Raw genomic sequence first — 18,326 nt, 5'->3', positions numbered from 1 at the left:
CCGGAAGCTCTCGTCAGTTTTGACGCAAGCCTACCAGCAAGTGTAGCCGCCATCCACCAGCACGATGCTGCCGGTCATCAGGCTCGCGGCCTCGGACGAGAGAAAGAGCACCACGGAGGCGATCTCCTCGACCTGCCCCATCCGCGCCATCGGGGTTCCACCGATCCAGGCGTCGTACATTCTCGGATTGCTCTTCACGAAGGCGTTGAGCGGCGTCTCGATATAGGTCGGCGCCACCGCGTTGACGCGGATGCCGCGCGCGCCCCATTCGGCGGCGAGCGATTTCGTCAGATGGTGCACGCCGGCCTTGGACGCATTGTAGAAGCACTGCTCCTGCGGCTTGTTGACGATGAAGCCGGACATCGAGCCGACATTGACGATGGCGCCGCTCTTCGCCTTGAGCATGTGCTTGCCGAACTCGCGGCAGCACCAGAAGGTGCCGTTGAGATTGACGTCGATCACATTGAGCCAGTGCTCGTCGGTCACGGTCTCCGCCGGCGTCTCGCTGCGGGCGATGCCGGCGTTGTTGACGAGGATGTCCACCTTGCCGTGCCGGGCAACGACGTCGTTGGCCACTTCCGCCACGCGCTTGGTATCGGTGACGTCCATGATCGCCGTCTCGGCGTCATACCCCTTCGCCTTCAGGCTGGCTTTTGCACTGTCGGCGACCTTACTGTCGCGATCGCCGATGACGACCCTGGCGCCGGCTTCAGCCAGCGCTTCGGCGCAGGCGAAGCCGATGCCTTGCCCGCCGCCGGTGATGAAAGCGGTCTTGCCGTTCAGCTTGAATTTTTCCAGGTACATGTTGCTTTTTCCGATTCTTGCCGTTTCTTGTCAGCCCCGGATGGCGCTGCCGCTTGCGTCGAAGCGATGGATGCGCGCGGGCTCCGGCAGCAGCGATACATGGTCGCCGGCGTGCAGGCTCAACTCACCGATGTAGCGCGCCGTCAGCATGCCGAGCTGACCGGCATCGACATAAAGGAAGGTGTCGCTGCCGAGGTGCTCGGCCACCGCGATCGTTCCCTGCCAGCCGCCGGCACCGTCGCGCTCGATCTTGAGATGCTCAGGCCGTACGCCGATCGTTGCTGCGCCCTTCTGCAAGGCGTGCTCGCCGGTCACGAAGTTCATCTTGGGCGAGCCGATGAAGCCGGCGACGAAGAGGTTGGCCGGCTTCTCGTAGAGCTCCAGCGGCGAGCCGTATTGCTCGATCTTGCCGCCGTTGAGCACCACGATCTTGTCGGCCATGGTCATGGCCTCGACCTGGTCGTGGGTGACATAGATCGCGGTGGTGCCGAGCTGCTTCTGGAGCCGCGTCACCTCGATCCGCATCTGCACGCGCAGCGCCGCGTAGAGGTTGGAGAGCGGCTCGTCGAACAAAAACGCCTTGGGCTCGCGGACGATGGCACGCCCGATCGCGACGCGCTGGCGCTGGCCGCCGGAGAGCTCGCGCGGCTTGCGATCGAGATAGGGCGTGAGGTTCAGCGTTGCGGCGGCGGCCTCGACCTTACGGTTGATCTCGTCCTTGGCCAGCCCCGCCATCTTCAGGCCGAAGCCGATGTTGCCGCGCACGCTCATATGCGGATAGAGCGCATAGGACTGGAACACCATCGAGAGCCCGCGCTTGGCCGGCGGCGTGTCGACCACGTTCTTGCCGTCGATCAGGATCTTGCCGCCGGAGACGTCCTCGAGCCCCGCGATCAGCCGCAAGAGCGTGGTCTTGCCGCAGCCCGACGGCCCCACGAACACCACGAACGACCCATCGGCGATCTCCAGGTCCGCGCCCTTGATGATGTGCACGGGGCCGAAGGATTTCTGCACGTCCTGAAGTGTGATCTGACCCATGATCCGGCAGCCCTTCCTACTTTACCGCGCCAAAGGTGAGCCCGCGCACGAGCTGCTTCTGGCTGAACCAACCGAGGACGAGAATGGGCGCGATCGCCAACGTGGAAGCCGCCGACAGCTTTGCCCAGAACAGCCCTTCCGGGCTCGAATAGGACGCGATGAACGTGGTGAGCGGCGCAGCGTTCGAGGTCGACAGATTGAGCGTCCAGAACGCCTCGTTCCAGGCCAGGATCAGGTTCAGCAGCATGGTCGATGCGAGCCCCGGGATCGCCATCGGCGTCAGCACGTAGATCAGCTCGCGGCCGATGGTGGCGCCGTCCATGCGCGCGGCTTCCAGGATGTCGCGCGGAATCTCCTTGAAATATGTGAACAGCATCCAGATCACGATCGGCAAGTTTCCGAGACACAGGATGAAGACGAGGCCGATGCGGGAATCGAGCAGGCCGAATGACTTGTAGATCAGGTAGATCGGCACCAGCACGCCGACCGGCGGCATCATCTTGGTCGAGAGCATCCAGAGCAGGATGTCCTTGGTGCGCTTGGTCGGCGAGAACGCCATCGACCAGGCCGCGGGGATCGCGATCAAAAGCGCGATCAAGGTCGAGCCGCCGGCGATGATGATCGAGTTCATCGCGTGGAGGACATAATCGCTGCGCTCCTGCACCGTCGCGTAGTTTTCCGCGGTCCAGTGGAAGAACAGGAAGGACGGCGGGATCGCGAAAGCCTCGAGCTCGGTCTTGAAGCTCGCCAATACCATCCAGAGGATCGGGAAGAAGATCAGGAAGCCGAAGAACCACGCCCCGATGGTCGAGACCACCACCCGCTGCCTCGTCGCCGTACGCGCCATGTCTTATGCCTCCAGGTTGCGACCGACGATACGGACGAGGAAAAAGGCAACAACGTTGGCGATCACGACAGCGACGAGGCCGCCTGCCGAGGCAGTACCGACATCGTACTGGATCAGTGCCTGCGAATAGATCAGGAAGGCGATGTTGGTGGTCGAGAGTCCCGGGCCGCCGCCCGTGGTGACGTAGATCTCGGCAAAGACGGTGAGCAGGAAGATCGTCTCGATCAGGATCACCACCGTGACGGGGCGCGCGAGGTGCGGCAGCGTGATGTAGATGAAGGTCGAGACCGCGCTGGCACCGTCCATTTCAGCGGCTTCCTTCTGCTCCTCGTCGAGCGACTGCATCGCGGTGAGCAAAATCAGGGTCGCGAACGGCAGCCATTGCCAGGACACGATCAGGATCACGGCGAGCAGCGGCGCGTCGGTAAACCAGTCAATCGGCGTCAACCCGAACAGCGAGGCGATCCAGGCAAACAGCCCGGACACAGGATGCATCAGCAGGTTCTTCCAGACCAGCGCGCTCACCGTCGGCATCACGAAGAACGGCGCGATCACCATCAACCGCACGATGTTGAGGCCGATCACCGGCTGGTCGAGCAATAGCGCCAGCGGAACTCCGAGCAGGACGGTCAGCGCCAGCACCGAGCCGACCAGCACCAGCGTGTTCTGGAGCGAGGCGAGGAACGCGGGGTCGGTGAGGAAGTAGCGGAAGTTTTCCAGCCCGACGAACGCTTCCGAGCCGGGATCGAGTAAGCTGTAATGCAGCGTCGAGAAATAGATCGTCAACGCGAGCGGGACGATCATCCAGATGAACAGCAGCCCGACGGCCGGCGTCAGGAGCGTCCGTGCGAGAAGCTGCGTCTGCCGGGTTGCCATTCTTGGCTTCTCCGCTTGCGGGAAGAAGGCGGCCATCCACCTGGAGCGGTGGATGGCCGCAAGTCTGAGCTCAGGAGGGAGAGCTCGAGCTCACTTGATGTAACCCGCGCGCTTCATCTCGCGCTCGGTTGAAGATTGCGCCGCGGTGAGCGCGGCATCGACCGTCATCGATCCCGCAAGCGCGGCCGAGAAATGCTGGCCCACCTGCGTACCGATGCCCTGGAATTCGGGGATGGCCGCATATTGCACGCCGACGTAGGGCACCGGCTTCACCGTCGGCTTGTTCGGATCGGCGGCATCGATCGAGGCCAGCGTCAGCTTGGCGAACGGGGCGACCTTCAGATAATCAGGGTTTTGGTAGAGCGAGGTTCGGGTGCCCGGCGGCACGTTCGCCCAGCCCTCCTTCGCAGCCACGACCTTGGTGTAATCCTTGCTGGTGGCCCAGGCGATGAACTTCTCGGCGGCTTCGGCCTTCTTCGAGCCGGCGGGAATTGCGAGGCTCCAGGCCCACAGCCAGTTGGCGTTCTTGCCGAGCCCGGTGTTGGGCGCCAGCGCGAAGCCGACCTTGTCGGCGACCTTGGAGTCCTTCGGGTTGGTGACGAACGACGCCGCGACGGTGGCATCGATCCACATTGCGCACTTGCCGGCATTGAACAGCGCGAGGTTCTCGTTGAAGCCGTTCGAGCTCGCACCGGGAGGGCCGGCCTGCTTCATCAGGTCGACATAGGTCGTGAGCGTCGCCTTCCATTCCGGCGTGTTGAACTGCGGCTGCCACTTCTCGTCGAACCAGCGCGCGCCGTAGGAATTGGCCATGGCGGAGAGGAACGCCATGTTCTCGCCCCAGCCGGCCTTGCCGCGCAGGCAGATGCCGTAGACGCCGGCGCTCTTGTCGGTGAGCTTCTTGGCGGCGTCGACGACGAAATCCCAGGTGGGGCTTTCCGGCATCTTGAGGCCGGCCTTGTCGAACAGGTCGGTGCGGTACATCACCATCGAGCTCTCGCCGTAGAATGGCGCGGCGTAGAGCTTGCCGTCGACCGAGACCGCATCCTTGATCTTGGGCAGGAGGTCGGCGACGTCGTAGTCGGCGCCGAGATTGGCGAGCGGCACCAGCCAACCCTTCTTGGCCCAGATCGGCACCTCGTAGGTGCCGATGGTGAGGACGTCGAACTGGCCGCCCTTGGTGGCGATGTCGGTGGTGACGCGCTGGCGCAGCACGTTCTCTTCCAGCGTCACCCATTTGACGCTGATATCGGGGTTCTTCTTGGTGAATTCACCCGTCAGCCCCTGCATGCGGATCATGTCGCCGTTGTTCACGGTGGCAATCGTCAGGGTCGTTTCGGCCATCGCGGGGACAGCCAGCAGGACAGACGCGCCACAGACGGCGCCGAGGACGTGTTTCACGGTGACCTCCCTAAGCTCGCGCTTTTGAGCATATGCCCACGCGTTGGGCGTATGTTCGGCTGAGGGCGGGCCGTTGTCAAGCAGGCGCGCGGACGTTTCGGCAACTTATGAGTGCTGCGATGCGGGGAGCTCGTGCGTCGCCCTCCCCGTCATGCCCCGCGAAGGGGCATCCAGTACTCCGTGCCGTCTGTCGGTTTGCCTCAAGCGGCGCTGCGGCGTCCTGGATCGTCCGCCTGCCGCCTTCGCTAAACCTTCGGCGCCCCCAGACCTCAACCCCGGCGAAGCCTTGGCGTAGCCGGGTCGCGGACGACGACAGCGGCGTGGGTGGCGAAATCCCTGCCTCGCGCCCCGCGCGGGAAACGACGAACCGCCTCAGCGCTCCAGAATCGCCCTTGCGGTCGCCTCGTCCGTAATCAGACCGTTGATCAGCCGCCCATTCAGCGCCGCCGCGATCGCCGGCACCTTGGCTGCGCCGACGGCGGCGCCGATCGTCGTGGTCTTCGCCGGGACCTCCGGCGGAATGCTGGTCAACCGTTTGTTGGTGCCGGCCTTCAGCAGGCGGCCCTTGGAATCATAGGCCCAGCCCGTGATCTCGCCGATCGCCCCTTGCCGCATCATCTCGAACAATTCGTCGCGGGTGACGAAGCCGTCGACATGGACCTGCGCCTTCTGGTCCATCTGGCCGATGCCGACGAGGCGCAAATCCGCCTTCTCCGCGACCGCCTTCACCTTCGCGATCGGCTCGATCCGGACCATCTTGTTGCGCTCGTCCTCGGACGACATCAGGAACGGTAGCGGCATCGGGTAATGCCGTGCGCCGGTGCGATCGGCGAGCCGGCCGACGGTATCGTAGAAGCTCGCAGAACCGTCGGCGGAGATGTTGCCGACGAGCGAGACGATCTGGTGATTGGGCCGGTCGATCGGCGTGACGCGCTCGACCGCGGCGCGCACGGCGCGTCCCGTCCCGAGCGCGACGATGACGGGGGTTTCCGAACGCAGAGTGGAATCGAGCAGGTTGGCGCAGCGTTCGGCTATGCCCGCTGTGGCCTGCGGCGCGGCGGGATCAGCCGGCACCACCTCGCAATAGGTAAGCTCGAAACGCTCCTTCAGACGCGCCGCCAATTCCATGCACGCGGCGATGGGGTGTTCGAGCCGGAAGGTGATGAGCCGTTCGGCGAGACATAGCGACACCAGCCGCTGCGCCGACGCGCGCGACACCTGGAGCATCTTCGCGATCTCGTCCTGGGTGTGACCGGCAATGAAATAGAGCCAGCCGGCACGCGCGGCGTCGTCGAGCCTGGACTTTTCGTTCTCGGCGGCCATGGCAGGCGTCAGTCGTCTTTCCAGAAATCGATCATGCGCGCGAAGACCCGGTCGGCCCCCGCACCCGACAATATAGCCTGCCCGTCGCGTCCGCGATAATGGCTGCCGCCGGCAAATCCCCAGACCGTCATGCCGGCCGCCTTGCCCGCCTGCACGCCGCTCGCACTATCCTCGATCACCAGCGTGCGCGCAGGTTTCGCGCCCATCTGCTCGGCCGCGTAGAGAAAGAGATCGGGCGCCGGCTTGCCGTGCCTGACCATCTGCGCGGTGTAGATCCGGTCGCCGAAATGCGCCCGCAGGCCGGTGACGTCAAGGGAGAGCGCGACACGGTCGATGTCGCTGGAGGAAGCCACGCAGAATGGTGCCCGCAGGCCCGACAAGATCATATCGACATCAGAAACCGGATGAAGCGCCTTTTCGAACGCCATCAACACGCGCGACTTCAGCCGGGACGGAAAATCGACCGGCATTGCGTGGCCGAGCTCGCGATAATGCCGAGTAATTGCGCTCGTGCTTCGTCCAAGGAACAGCTCCAGCGCTTGTGCAAGTGTCAGCGATATCCCGGATTCGGACAGCTCGTCCGACAGGCATTGACAGCTCAACAGCTCGCTGTCGACGAGCACACCGTCGCAATCGAAGATAATGAGATCGAACTGACCAGGATCCATTCGGCCATTCGATCATATGCTCACCTGTTGAGCAATAGCTCACTGAAGCCGATCGTAGTCGGCGGCAGCCTCATCTCCGCTGATTATAAACGTCGATGCACACCGCCCCGAGCAGGACCAGGCCCTTGATGACCTGCTGATAGTCGATGCCGATGCCGAGGATGGACATGCCGTTGTTCATCACGCCCATGATCATGGCGCCGACCACGGCGCCACCGACGCGGCCGACACCGCCATAGGCCGAGGCGCCGCCGATGAAGCAGGCCGCGATGACGTCGAGCTCGAAGCCGAGGCCCGCCTTCGGCGTTGCTGTGTTGAGGCGCGCGGCGAAGACGAGGCCGGCGAGCGCAGCGAGCACGCCCATGTTGACGAAGGTGAGGAAGGTCAACCGTTCCGTCTTGATGCCCGACAGGCTTGCCGCTTTCGCATTGCCGCCAACCGCGTAGACCTGCCGACCGATGACGGTGCGGCGGGTGACGAAACCGTACAGCGCGATCAGCGCGGTCATGATGACCAGCACGTTCGGCAGACCGCGATGCGAGGCGATCAGATAGGTGAAATAGAGCACAGCGCAAGCCAGGAGAATGCTCTTGCCGAGGAAGAACGCGTAAGGCTCGACCTCGATGCCGTGCAGCTGCTCGCGCGAGCGCCCCTTGGCGCTGGCGTAGACGAGGCCGAGCGCGAGCACCGCACCGACCAGCATCGACGTCGGATGCAGCGTGCCGGCCTCGGGCAGCATCTCCGGAATGAAGCCGGAGGACAGCTTCTGGAAGGTGGCCGGGAACGGTCCTAGTGACTGGCCTTGCAATACCGCAAGCGCGAGGCCCTTGAACACCAGCATGCCGGCCAGCGTCACGATGAAGGACGGTATCTTGAAATAGGCCACCCAATAGCCCTGCGCGGCGCCGATTGCCGCGCCCAGCAGCAGGCAGGCGATAAAGGCGAGCGTGTAGTCGACCTTGTAGGTCACCATGAGCACGGCAGCCACCGCGCCGACGAAGCCCGCGACCGAGCCGACCGAGAGGTCGATATGGCCGGTGACGATGACGAGCAGCATGCCGAGCGCCATGATAACGATGTAGCTGTTCTGGAGCACCAGATTGGTCAGGTTGAGCGGCTGCAGTAGCGTGCCGCCAGTCATGACCTGAAAGAACAGCATGATCGCGATCAGCGACATCAGCATGCCGTAATTGCGCAGATTGTTCTTGATGAAGCTGCCGTGCCGACCCTCCTCGGGCAGCGAAACCGTCTTGTCGGTCATGGCTGCGATCCTCCCATCTCTGCACCCGCCAGGGCGCGGCTTCCATAATTTGTGTCGTTGCGCATGATGGCGCGCATGATCTTTTCCTGTGTCGCTTCGGCGCCGGGGAACTCGCCGACGAAGGCACCGTCGTTCATGACGCAGATGCGGTCGCAGATGCCGAGCAGCTCGGGCATCTCCGATGAGATCACCACCACGCCGCGGCCGGCCTCTGCAAGCTCGTTGATGATACAGTAGATCTCGTATTTGGCACCGACGTCGATGCCCCGGGTCGGCTCGTCCAGGATCAAGACCTTGGGGTCGGTCATCAGCCATTTCGACAGCACGACCTTTTGCTGGTTGCCGCCGGAGAGCTGGCTGGTCTCCTGATAAACGTCGGAGCAGCGGATGCGCATCCGGTTGCGGTAGTCGCTGGCGACCTTCAGCTCGGCGATGTCGTCGATGACGCGGCGAGGAGCGACCTGGTCGAGGCTTGCGAGCGTGATGTTCTTGCGGACGTCGTCGGCGAGGATCAGTCCCAGCTGCTTGCGGTCCTCCGTGACATAGGCAAGGCCGGCGTCGATCGCGGCCGCCACGTTTGGCAGCACGATCTCATGGCCCTCGAGCCGGATGCGACCGCTGATCGTGGTGCCCCACGACCGGCCAAACAGGCTCATGGCGAATTCGGTGCGGCCGGCGCCCATCAATCCGGCAATGCCGACGACCTCGCCGCGCTTCACGCTGAAATCGACGTTCTTGATCACCTGCCGCTCGGGATGGATGGGATGGTAGACCGACCAGCTCTCGACGGTGAGAACGGGCTCGCCGATCTTTGCGCTGCGCTCCGGAAAGCGATGGGCGAGATCGCGGTTGACCATGCTGCGGATGATGCGGTCCTCCTGGATCGGCTCGGCGCGGCAGTCGATGCCGTCGACGGTGCGGCCGTCGCGCAGGACGGTGATGTGATCGGCAACGCGGGCGACCTCGTTGAGCTTGTGCGAGATCAGGATCGAGCCGATGCCCTGCTCGCGGAAGGCCATGAGACGTTCGAGCAGCGCGGCACTGTCGGCCTCGTTGAGGCTGGCGGTCGGCTCGTCCAGGATCAGCATCCGCACCCGCTTGGACAGCGCCTTGGCGATCTCGACCAGCTGCTGCTTGCCGACGCCGAGATCGGTGATCAGCGTGTCCGGCGATTCCTTGAGGCCGACCTGAGCCAGGAGTTCCCGGGTACGCCGATAGACCTCGTCGCGATCGATCACACCGAGCTTGGACGGCGGATGCGACAGGAAGATGTTTTCGGCAATCGACATCAGCGGGATCAGCGCCAGCTCCTGATGGATGATGATGATGCCGAGCGCCTCGGAATCGTTGATGTCGCGGAAGCGGCGCTCCTCGCCATCGAAGATGATGGTGCCCTCGTAGCTGCCGGCCGGGTAGACGCCGCTGAGGACCTTCATCAGCGTGGACTTGCCGGCACCGTTCTCGCCGACGAGGGCGTGGATCTGCCCGGCTTCAACCGAGAAGTTGACATCACGCAGCGCCTGCACACCGGAAAAGCTCTTGCTGACGTTACGCATCTCCAGCATTGCGGTCATGATTTCACGTCCCTCAATCAGTGTTAGATCACCTCTCCCCGCTCGCGGCGAGAGGTCGGATCGCATCGTTCGATGCGATCCGGTGAGGGGGAGTCTCCGCGAGACGCACTGCTTCCTTCCTCGCGGAGGCTTCCCCTCACCCTAACCCTCTCCCCGCAAGCGGGGAGAGGGAAAGAAAAGAAGCCTACTGGAACTGCGACTTCTTGTAGTAGCCGCTGTCGACCAGGACCTTCTCCCAATTGTCCTTGTAGACCACGACCGGCTTGAGCAGATAGGACGGCACGGTCTTGGCGCCGTTCTCGTAGGTCTTGGTGTCGTTCACGGTGACCTGCTTGCCGGCAAGCGCAGCGTCGACCATGTCGGCGGTCACCTTGGCGAGATCGCGGGTGTCCTTGAAGATGGTCGAATACTGGTCGCCGCGCAGCATCGCCTTGATCGAGGGCACCTCGGCATCCTGGCCCGAGATGATAGGCATCGGCTGGCCGGCGCTGCCATAACCGACGCCCTTCAGCGAGGAGATGATGCCGATCGACAGGCCGTCATACGGCGACAGCACCGCGTTGACCTTCTTGTTGCCGTAGTAGGCACTGAGCAGATTGTCCATGCGGGCCTGCGCGGTGGCGCCGTCCCAGCGCAACGTCGCGACTTTATCCATGCCCATCTGGCCGGAGACGACGACGAGCTTGCCGCTGTCGATGTACGGCTTCAGCACGCTCATCGCGCCGTTGTAGAAGAAGTAAGCGTTGTTGTCGTCGGGCGAGCCGCCGAACAGCTCGATGTTGAACGGGCCCTTGCCGTCCTTAAGACCGAGGCCCTGCACGATCGATTCGGCCTGGAGCACGCCAACCTGGAAATTGTCGAAGGTGGCGTAATAGTCGACGTTCGGCGTGCCGCGGATCAGGCGGTCATAGGCGATCACGGTGATGCCTTTTGCTTTCGCCTGCTTGAGCACGTCGGAGAGCGTGGTGCCGTCGATCGCGGCGATCACCAGCGCTTTCGCGCCCTTGGTCACCATGTTCTCGACCTGCGAGAGCTGGTTCGGAATGTCGTCCTCGGCATATTGCAGGTCGGTGTTGTAGCCGCGCTCCTTCAGCACCTTCACCATATTGTTGCCATCGTCGATCCAGCGCGCCGACGATTTGGTCGGCATGGCGATGCCGACTGTTGCTTTGTCCTGGGCCGAGGCGGTGACGCCCGCGGCCATCGTCGCAGCGCCGGCCAGCGCCAGCGCGAGGAAGGTCGTCTTCAGTTTCAACATGTTTCACTCCCTTGGATGTCAGACTGTTTTTTCGTGTCGTCGAGAAATTTGGTGTGCGGCTTCTAGCCTCCTATGCGAGCTTGACGTCAGGCTCCGCGCGACCGCGCGCGGTGGCCTCCAACAGGAAGGTGTAGCCGGCTTGCGGATCGGCGGCACGCGCCGCCGCATCCATGTCCTGCCAGGCCGAGGTGACGAGGAGACGCGACAGACCAGGACCGACAAAAGCGGGGCAGCTCGCCTGCTTTGCCGGCACGCTCAGCGAACGCAGGCGTTCGCCTTGCGGAGAGTAGACGTCGATGCGGCTCGCGCCCCAGCACGCGTTCCAAATCTGCCCGTCGGCATCGCACACCGAACCGTCGAGGCCGCCAACGCCGGTGTGGCGCAGCAGCACCTCCGGCTCGCCGCGCGGCAGGCCGGTGACGGGATTGAGCGGCACCGCGTAGAGCACCGCGCGCGCCGTGTCGGCGAAGTAGCCCGTGGCGCCATCGGGCGAGAAGCAGATCGAGTTGGGAATGCTGATGCGCGGAAACAGCATCGATATCTCGCCGTGATGGAACGCGTAGATCGCGCCTGCCCCTGCTTCCGCCTTCCGACCCATAGTGCCGATCCAAAACGTGCCGGAGGGATGCACGCGGGCATCGTTGCAGCGGGTCGCGGGATTGTCGGCTTCAAGCGGACAGAGCAGCCTCATCGCGCCGTCGGCAATTTTGCGGATATAGAGGCCGTCTTCCGCGACGATCAACTGCCGTTCAGCATCAATCCGCCCAAGCGCGCTCGCCATCCGGCCCAGCGCATGAACGCGAATGCTGCCGCTGCCGAGCTGCGCCTCGAACAGTCGCCCCTCCCGGATATCGAACCACCAGGCGGTGTCGGTGGTCACGTCATAGGTCGGTCCCTCGCCGAGATGGCAAGGATCGTCCGAAAGAACCGAGGTCGGCACCTGTTCCATCAGGACCTCCTCACCGCAAAGCGATAGACCGTATGATGGCGATAGACCTCGCCGGGCGCTAGGCGCGGGCTCGGGAAATCCGGCCGGTTCGGTGCGTCCGGCCAGATATGCGGCTCCAGGCACATCGCGTCCGACTGCCGGTAGAGCTTGCCGCCCTTGCCCGAAATCGTGCCGTCGAGATAATTGCCCGAATAGACCTGCAGACCGGGCTGATCGGTGAACAGCTCCATGATGCGCCCCGAGCGCGGCGCCTCCAGTCGCGCCGCGAGACTGAGCTTACCGTCGCGCGCGAGACAGTAGGTATGGTCGTAGCCCCTGCCGTTGCGCAATTGCTGGTCGCTCTCGCGGATGCGCTCGCCGATCGCCCGCGGCTCGCGGAAGTCGAACGGCGTGCCGGCAACGCTGCGCGGCGGCTCCGGCAACGGAATGGCCGTGGGGTCGATCGCGAGGAAATGCCCGGCCGCGACCGTCAGCTTGTGATCGAGAATGGGCGTGCCTGATGTCGCGCCCTCCAGATTGAAGAAGCTGTGGTTGGTCAGGTTGACGATGGTCGGCCGGTCGGTCCGCGCCTCCATGATCAGGGATAGCTCAGCCGGGCCGGTAACACGATAGGTCAGGCGCACATCGAGCCGACCGGGATAGTTTTCCTCGCCATGCGAGCTCGTGTAGGTCAGCGTGACCGCGGGCTCGGCGCCATCGTCGATCTCCGCAATGTCCCAGAGCTTGCGGTCGAAGCCGTCGAGGCCGCCATGCAGCGCATTCGGACCGTTGTTGACGGGAAGCTGCACCGTCTCGCCGTCCAGCGAAAATTGTCCGTTGGCGATGCGATTGGCGTAGCGGCCGACGGTGGCGCCGAAGAACTTTCGTTCGGCGAGATAGCCGGCAAACCCATCATGGCCGAGCACGACGTCGTCGTGGCCGCCCTTGCCGTCCGGCGCGATCAAGGCCTGCAAGACTGCACCATGGGTGATGATGCGCGCCTCGAACCCGCCCTCGCTGCGCAGCACGATGCGGTCCACCTTGCGGCCGTCCGGCAGCGTTCCGAACACGTCTCTTTCTGTTTTCGATCCAGCCATGATCAATCCACAAACGGTTCGACGATCGTGCGCCTGCCGAGCAGGAAGGCGTCCGCGACGAGACGAAGCGGCGCCAAATCGACGTCGCTCGCGCCTGTCGCGGCGAGCGCGACGAAGCGCCGGTAAAGCTCCCGATATTCCTCATCGGGCGCCTCGGCAACGGTCTTGCCGTCGATCACCATGATCCGGCCGCCGCGTGATAGCGTCATCCGGCCCTGGTCGGTTTCGACGAGGATATCCCAGCTCTGCGGCCCGGTCTGGCGGAAGTCGAACTCGGCGGTCACAGGTAGGCCGTCGATGTCGGTCAGCGTCAGCTTCGCGGCGATCGGCGCCTGGCAATTGGCGGGGAAGGCGAGCTCGGCCGCGGTGACGAACACGGGCTTCGGCAGGATCCTGGTCAGGATCGACAGCGCATTGATGCCGGGATCGAACACCCCGAGCCCGCCCGGCTCCCAGATCCACGCCTGCCCGGGATGCCAGACGCGGACGTCCTCTTTCCAGTTGACGTGCACGGAACGGATGCGGCGCGCGGCGAGCCACTCGCGCGCCGGCTCGACTGCCGGCGCATGGCGCGAATGCCAGGTCGCAAACAGCGTTCGCTTGGTTTCACCCGCCATCGCGATCAGCGGATCGAGCTCGGCAACGCCGGCGCCGGGCGGCTTCTCCAGCATGACGTGCTTGCCGGCCCTCAGCGCTGCGATCGCCTGGGCGCGGCGCACTTGAGGCGGCGTGCAGAGCGACACCGCGTCGATCGGCGGACCTTTTTCCAGCAGCTCTTCGATGGTCGCGAAATGCGGCAGATCCGGCAACGAGGCATTGCGGCTGGCGACGGCCGCCAGCGTCGCGCCGGGAACCGCTGCGATGGCGCCGACATGCTGGTCCCGCGCGATCTTGCCGAAGCCGACGATGGCGATGCGAAGTTCAGTCACGATCTTTCTCCAGCTTCCGCGGACGGCAGCGCTTCGGCCGGTACAGTCTCGATCACTGTACCCTCGTGGCGGCGCATGCCGTTGTGAATGACGTAGACCATCGCCTCCGCCGCGGTCGTGGCATCACCGGCCGCGATGGCATCGACGATCTTCTGATGCCAGAGCAGAACGGTGTCGCGGTCCTCTGGTTCGACCGGTGCGCTGAGCAGGAATGAGGCGCGCAACGCAGCCTCGATGACGTGCCCGATCGAGCGCATGAACAGATTTCCGGAGGCGCGCGCGACGGCGACGTGGAGCGCGAGGTCGGCATCGGCGAAGCCAACGGAGTCGGAGGCTTCAAGTCGCATCCGCTCCATGCAGCGCCGGAGCTCGGACAGATCCTGCTCCGACCGCTGCGCCGCCGCCAGCATCGCCGCGCGCGGCTCGACCGCAAGGCGGATCTCGGCGAGGTCGTTGAGGAAACGCTTGTCGATCCCGGCGTCCAGGTGCCAGGCCAGCACGTCGGCGTCGAACATGTTCCAGGCGACGCGTTCGCGCACGACAGTGCCGACGCGGGCCTTGGTGGTGAGCAGACCCTTGGCGACCAGCGTCTTCACGCTCTCCCGCAATACCGGCCGCGACACCCCGAACATCGCAATCATTTCGGCATCGCCAGGCAGGCGCGTTCCCTCCGCGTAGCGGCCGGCAATGATGTCAACGCCGATCGAACGGGCCACCTCCGCGTGATTGGAGTGCGCCCGGCGCGTCGGGATGACGAGGATGCGCGAGGTGGTCATGAGACTGCTCCCGCGCGCTTTGCCACAGGCCGGCGCGCGAGCGCGACCAATCCTTGTTGCAAGGCGATGAAGGCGAACAGCAGCACGCCGGTCGCGATCTTGGTCCACCAGCTCGACAGTGTCCCGTCGAAATTGATGTAGGTCTGAATCATGCCCTGGATCAGCACGCCGAGGAAGGTGCCGATCACCGAGCCCTGACCGCCCGTGAGCAGCGTGCCGCCGATCACGACGGCCGCGATGCTGTCAAGCTCGACGCCGACGGCGGACAGCGAATAGCCGGCGCTGGTGTAAAAGGAGAAGACGATGCCGGCGATGCCGGCGAGCAGGCTCGACAGCATGTAGATCTTCACCGTCATCTTGCCGACGGCGACGCCCATCAGGCTAGCGGTCGCCCGGCTGCCGCCGAGCGCATAGACATTGGCGCCGAACCGGGTGAGCTGCAGCAGCAATGCGCCGCCGATCACGATCGCAAGCATGATGATCGCGACCGCCGTCAGCCGCCCGCCGCCGGGTAGTCGCAGTGCGAAGTCCGACACGGTGGAATAGACCGGTGCTGTGATCGGCACCGATTCCGTCGAGAGCAGGAAGCTGGCACCCCGGGCCAAGAACATGCCGGCGAGCGTCACGATGAAAGGCGGCAAATCGAAGACGTGGATCACCGCGCCCATCGCCGCTCCGAAGGCGGCCGAGAGCGCGAGAATGGCGACGAAGGCGACCAGGGGCGGCATTCCCCAGCGCTCGATCGCCAGCGCGACGAACACCGTGGTGAAGCCGATCACCGAGCCGACCGAGAGATCGATGCCGCCGGAAATGATGACGAAGGTCATGCCGGTCGCGACGATGCCGAGGAAGGCGTTGTCGGTGAGGAGATTGCCGACCACGCGGGTGGAGGCGATGTTGGGAAACTGCATCGCGCAGAGCGCGAATCCGGCGACGAGCACGATCGCCGTGATGAGGACGGGCGGCAGGCCTTTCATGCCTTGGTCCTCCGCAGCCGCGCCACGGCGCCGGCAAAGCCGGACAGCTTCGGCGATTGCAGCAGCAGCACGGCGAGCACCACCACCGCCTTGACCAGCAAATTGAACTCCGGCGGATAGCCCGACAGCAGAATGCCCGTGTTCATGGTCTGGATGATCAGCGCGCCGAGTACGGCCAGCACGAGACTGAAGCGGCCGCCGAACAGGGAGGTGCCGCCGATCACCACTGCGAGGATGGCATCAAGCTCGAGCCAGAGGCCGGCATTGTTGGCATCCGCGCCCATAATGTCGGCCGCCGCGATGACGCCGGCAAGCGCTGCGCAAACGCCGCACCAGACATAGACCGCCAAAATCATCGCGCGCGTGCCGACGCCGGCGAGCTCGCTTGCCCGCGCATTGCCGCCAGTGGCCTCGATCAGCAATCCGAGTGCCGAGCCGCGCACCACCGCGCCGGTGAGGATCAGCATGCCCAGCGCAATCGCGACCGGCACCGGCAGGCCGAGGATAGAGCCATTGCCGAGCCAGACCAGATCGGGCGAGGAGAAGGTCACGATGCGGCCTTCGGTAATGAGCTGGGCGATGCCGCGCCCCGCCACCATCAGGATCAAGGTCGCCACGATCGGCTGCATGCCGAGCACCGCGACGAGAAATCCGTTCCACAACCCGCAGATCAGGCCGGTGCCGAGCGCAGCCGCCAGCACCACGACCAGACTGTGGTTGTCGGCGAGGCTCGCCGCGATCGCGCCCGAGATCGCCATCACAGCGCCAACTGACAGATCGATGCCGCGCGTCGCGATCACCAGGACCATGCCGAGCGAGAGCAGCGCCACCGGCGTGCCGCGGTTGAGCACGTCGATCAGGCTGCCGAACAGCCGGCCGTCCTGGAGGCGCAGATCGAAGAATTGCGGCGACACCACGCGATCGACCGCCAGGATGACGATCAACGCGAGGATCTGGGCAAGGCCGCGGCGCGGCAACAGCGCGGTCATGCCCAGCCCTCATGCGCTGTCGCGGCGCCGTCGGCCGCAATGGCCGCGAGAATGTTGCCGACATCGATCGCCTCGCCGGCGAGCTCTTCGACATGCGCGCGGTCGCGCAGCACCACGACCCGGTCCGAATAGGTCACGATCTCGTCGAGCTCGGAGGAGATCACGAGCAGCGCGAGCCCGTCGTCGCAGAGCTCGCGTATCAGGCGGATGATCTCGGCATGCGCACCGACATCGATGCCGCGGGTCGGCTCGTCCAGCACGAGCAGCCGCGGCGAAGTCGCAAGCCACCGTGCCAACAGGACCTTCTGCTGATTGCCGCCGGAGAGCAGGCAGACGGGACGCTCCGGATCGGGCGGACGGATGTCGAGCATCTTGACGTAACGGCTTGCGATCTCGTCCTGCTCGCGTCGCGACAGCGGCCGATGCAAACCGCGCTTGGCTTGGAGCGCGAGCACGATGTTCTCGCGGACGGTGAGCTCGGCGACGATGCCGTCGGTTTTGCGCTCCTCAGGGCAATAGCCAAAGCCGTGACGCACCCCGTCGCGCGGCGACTGAAGCCGGACAGGCGCGCCTTCCACCCTCGCCTGTCCGCGATCGGCGCGCTCGGCGCCGAACACCAGCCGCGCCGTCTCGGTCCGGCCCGAGCCGAGCAGGCCGGCGAGACCGACGACCTCGCCATGGCGCAGCTCGAGATTGAACGGCGCGACATAGCCTGATTTGCCATAGTTCTCGAAGCTCGCGCAGACTTCGCGGGCCTGATGCTCGCGCGTCGCGGTCCGCGCGCTGGTGGTCTCGGCCAGTTCGCGGCCGAGCATCATCCGGATCAGCTCGAGCCGCGACAGCGACGCGGTCTCGCGCTCGCCGACCAGGCGACCATTTCGCAAAACCGTGATGCGATCGGAGATCTCGTAGACCTGGTCGAGGAAATGGCTGACGAAGACGATGCCAATGCCGCGCTTGGCAAGCTGACGCATGATGCGAAAGAGGATCTCGACCTCATGGCGATCGAGGCTCGCGGTCGGCTCGTCCAGGATCAGCATGCGCGCCGAGAGATCGACGGCACGCGCGATCGCGGTGACATGCTGGATCGCCACCGAATAATTGCCAAGCGGCGCTGATACGTCGATGTCAAGTCCGAAATCCGCGAGCAGCGCCTTGGCGCGGCGTCGCATCTCGCCTTCGCGCACGATGCCGAAGCGCATCGGTTGCCGATCAAGAAACAGGTTCTGCGCCACCGAGAGATTCGGCAGCAAATTGACTTCCTGGTAGACCGTGGCGATGCCGGCCTGAAGCGCCGCCTTGGCCGACCGCGGCGCGACCTCTTCGCCGCCCAGCCTGACGATGCCGGCATCGCGCGGAAATACGCCCGTGACGACCTTGATCAGCGTGGACTTGCCGGCGCCGTTCTCACCGAGCAGCGCATGGATCTCGCCGGCGCGAAGCGTGAAGTCGACCTCCTGCAACGCACGCACGGCGCCAAAGCTCTTGCTGATCCCACGCACCTCCAGCAGGGAAGCAGCGGAAATCGGGCTGTTCTCCATGACAAATATACTCCCAAGGGCGCCCGCTGACGATGCGGA

17 protein-coding genes are annotated in these 18,326 nt (G+C 64.6%); all 17 read right to left on the bottom strand.

Annotated elements, in window-relative coordinates:
* Positions 1-30: 30 nt before the first annotated feature.
* On the bottom strand, positions 31-804 hold the full coding sequence (locus IVB42_RS34695; RefSeq protein ID WP_018458634.1) for an SDR family oxidoreductase: 774 nt from the start codon (positions 802-804) through the stop codon (positions 31-33).
* A gap of 30 nt (positions 805-834) precedes the next feature.
* A complete protein-coding gene (locus tag IVB42_RS34690) occupies positions 835-1,842 on the bottom strand; it encodes an ABC transporter ATP-binding protein (protein ID WP_247471912.1) in 1,008 nt (335 codons plus the stop codon).
* 16 nt (positions 1,843-1,858) lie between these two features.
* Positions 1,859-2,689: a carbohydrate ABC transporter permease gene (locus tag IVB42_RS34685; protein WP_085352347.1), complete on the bottom strand. Its 831-nt coding sequence runs from the start codon at positions 2,687-2,689 to the stop codon at positions 1,859-1,861.
* Between the two features lie 3 nt (positions 2,690-2,692).
* Positions 2,693-3,565, bottom strand: coding sequence for a sugar ABC transporter permease (locus tag IVB42_RS34680; RefSeq protein ID WP_085385945.1), 873 nt, complete (start codon positions 3,563-3,565; stop codon positions 2,693-2,695).
* A gap of 90 nt (positions 3,566-3,655) precedes the next feature.
* A complete protein-coding gene (locus IVB42_RS34675) occupies positions 3,656-4,966 on the bottom strand; it encodes a sugar ABC transporter substrate-binding protein (protein ID WP_247393847.1) in 1,311 nt (436 codons plus the stop codon).
* Positions 4,967-5,338: 372 nt separating this feature from the next.
* Complete coding sequence (locus IVB42_RS34670; protein WP_085352344.1) at positions 5,339-6,289, bottom strand: sugar-binding domain-containing protein; 951 nt, start codon at positions 6,287-6,289, stop codon at positions 5,339-5,341.
* A gap of 8 nt (positions 6,290-6,297) precedes the next feature.
* Positions 6,298-6,957 (bottom strand): HAD family hydrolase, encoded by a 660-nt coding sequence (locus tag IVB42_RS34665; protein ID WP_018458628.1) that lies wholly within the window; start codon positions 6,955-6,957, stop codon positions 6,298-6,300.
* A gap of 70 nt (positions 6,958-7,027) precedes the next feature.
* Positions 7,028-8,218 (bottom strand): multiple monosaccharide ABC transporter permease, encoded by a 1,191-nt coding sequence (gene mmsB, locus IVB42_RS34660; RefSeq protein WP_007608442.1) that lies wholly within the window; start codon positions 8,216-8,218, stop codon positions 7,028-7,030.
* The gene (mmsA, locus tag IVB42_RS34655) at positions 8,215-9,792 is read right to left on the bottom strand and encodes a multiple monosaccharide ABC transporter ATP-binding protein (RefSeq protein WP_247393849.1); all 1,578 of its coding nucleotides are present in this window, start codon (positions 9,790-9,792) and stop codon (positions 8,215-8,217) included. The genes mmsB and mmsA overlap by 4 nt, the downstream gene beginning before the upstream one ends.
* Positions 9,793-9,976: 184 nt before the next feature.
* Positions 9,977-11,050: a multiple monosaccharide ABC transporter substrate-binding protein gene (chvE, locus tag IVB42_RS34650; RefSeq protein WP_007593237.1), complete on the bottom strand. Its 1,074-nt coding sequence runs from the start codon at positions 11,048-11,050 to the stop codon at positions 9,977-9,979.
* Positions 11,051-11,120: 70 nt separating this feature from the next.
* Complete coding sequence (locus IVB42_RS34645) at positions 11,121-11,999, bottom strand: SMP-30/gluconolactonase/LRE family protein (protein ID WP_247393850.1); 879 nt, start codon at positions 11,997-11,999, stop codon at positions 11,121-11,123.
* Positions 11,999-13,075: an aldose epimerase family protein gene (locus IVB42_RS34640; protein WP_204510746.1), complete on the bottom strand. Its 1,077-nt coding sequence runs from the start codon at positions 13,073-13,075 to the stop codon at positions 11,999-12,001. The genes IVB42_RS34645 and IVB42_RS34640 overlap by 1 nt, the downstream gene beginning before the upstream one ends.
* Before the next feature lie 2 nt (positions 13,076-13,077).
* Positions 13,078-14,004 carry a Gfo/Idh/MocA family oxidoreductase gene (locus IVB42_RS34635; RefSeq protein WP_247393852.1) on the bottom strand — a complete coding sequence of 309 codons (927 nt, stop codon included), beginning with the start codon at positions 14,002-14,004 and terminating at the stop codon, positions 13,078-13,080.
* Positions 14,001-14,780: a FadR/GntR family transcriptional regulator gene (locus IVB42_RS34630; protein WP_204510744.1), complete on the bottom strand. Its 780-nt coding sequence runs from the start codon at positions 14,778-14,780 to the stop codon at positions 14,001-14,003. Before IVB42_RS34630 ends, IVB42_RS34635 begins: the two co-directional genes overlap by 4 nt.
* A complete protein-coding gene (yjfF, locus tag IVB42_RS34625) occupies positions 14,777-15,757 on the bottom strand; it encodes a galactofuranose ABC transporter, permease protein YjfF (RefSeq protein WP_247393855.1) in 981 nt (326 codons plus the stop codon). The genes IVB42_RS34630 and yjfF overlap by 4 nt, the downstream gene beginning before the upstream one ends.
* Positions 15,754-16,746, bottom strand: coding sequence for an ABC transporter permease (locus IVB42_RS34620; RefSeq protein WP_204510742.1), 993 nt, complete (start codon positions 16,744-16,746; stop codon positions 15,754-15,756). The genes yjfF and IVB42_RS34620 overlap by 4 nt, the downstream gene beginning before the upstream one ends.
* Positions 16,743-18,287 carry a sugar ABC transporter ATP-binding protein gene (locus tag IVB42_RS34615; RefSeq protein ID WP_204510741.1) on the bottom strand — a complete coding sequence of 515 codons (1,545 nt, stop codon included), beginning with the start codon at positions 18,285-18,287 and terminating at the stop codon, positions 16,743-16,745. The genes IVB42_RS34620 and IVB42_RS34615 overlap by 4 nt, the downstream gene beginning before the upstream one ends.
* Positions 18,288-18,326 lie beyond the last annotated feature (39 nt).

Origin of the sequence: Bradyrhizobium sp. 45, from assembly GCF_023073155.1 — a bacterium.
GTDB lineage: Bacteria > Pseudomonadota > Alphaproteobacteria > Rhizobiales > Xanthobacteraceae > Bradyrhizobium > Bradyrhizobium canariense_D.
This window is presented reverse-complemented; position numbering and strand designations above follow the sequence as displayed.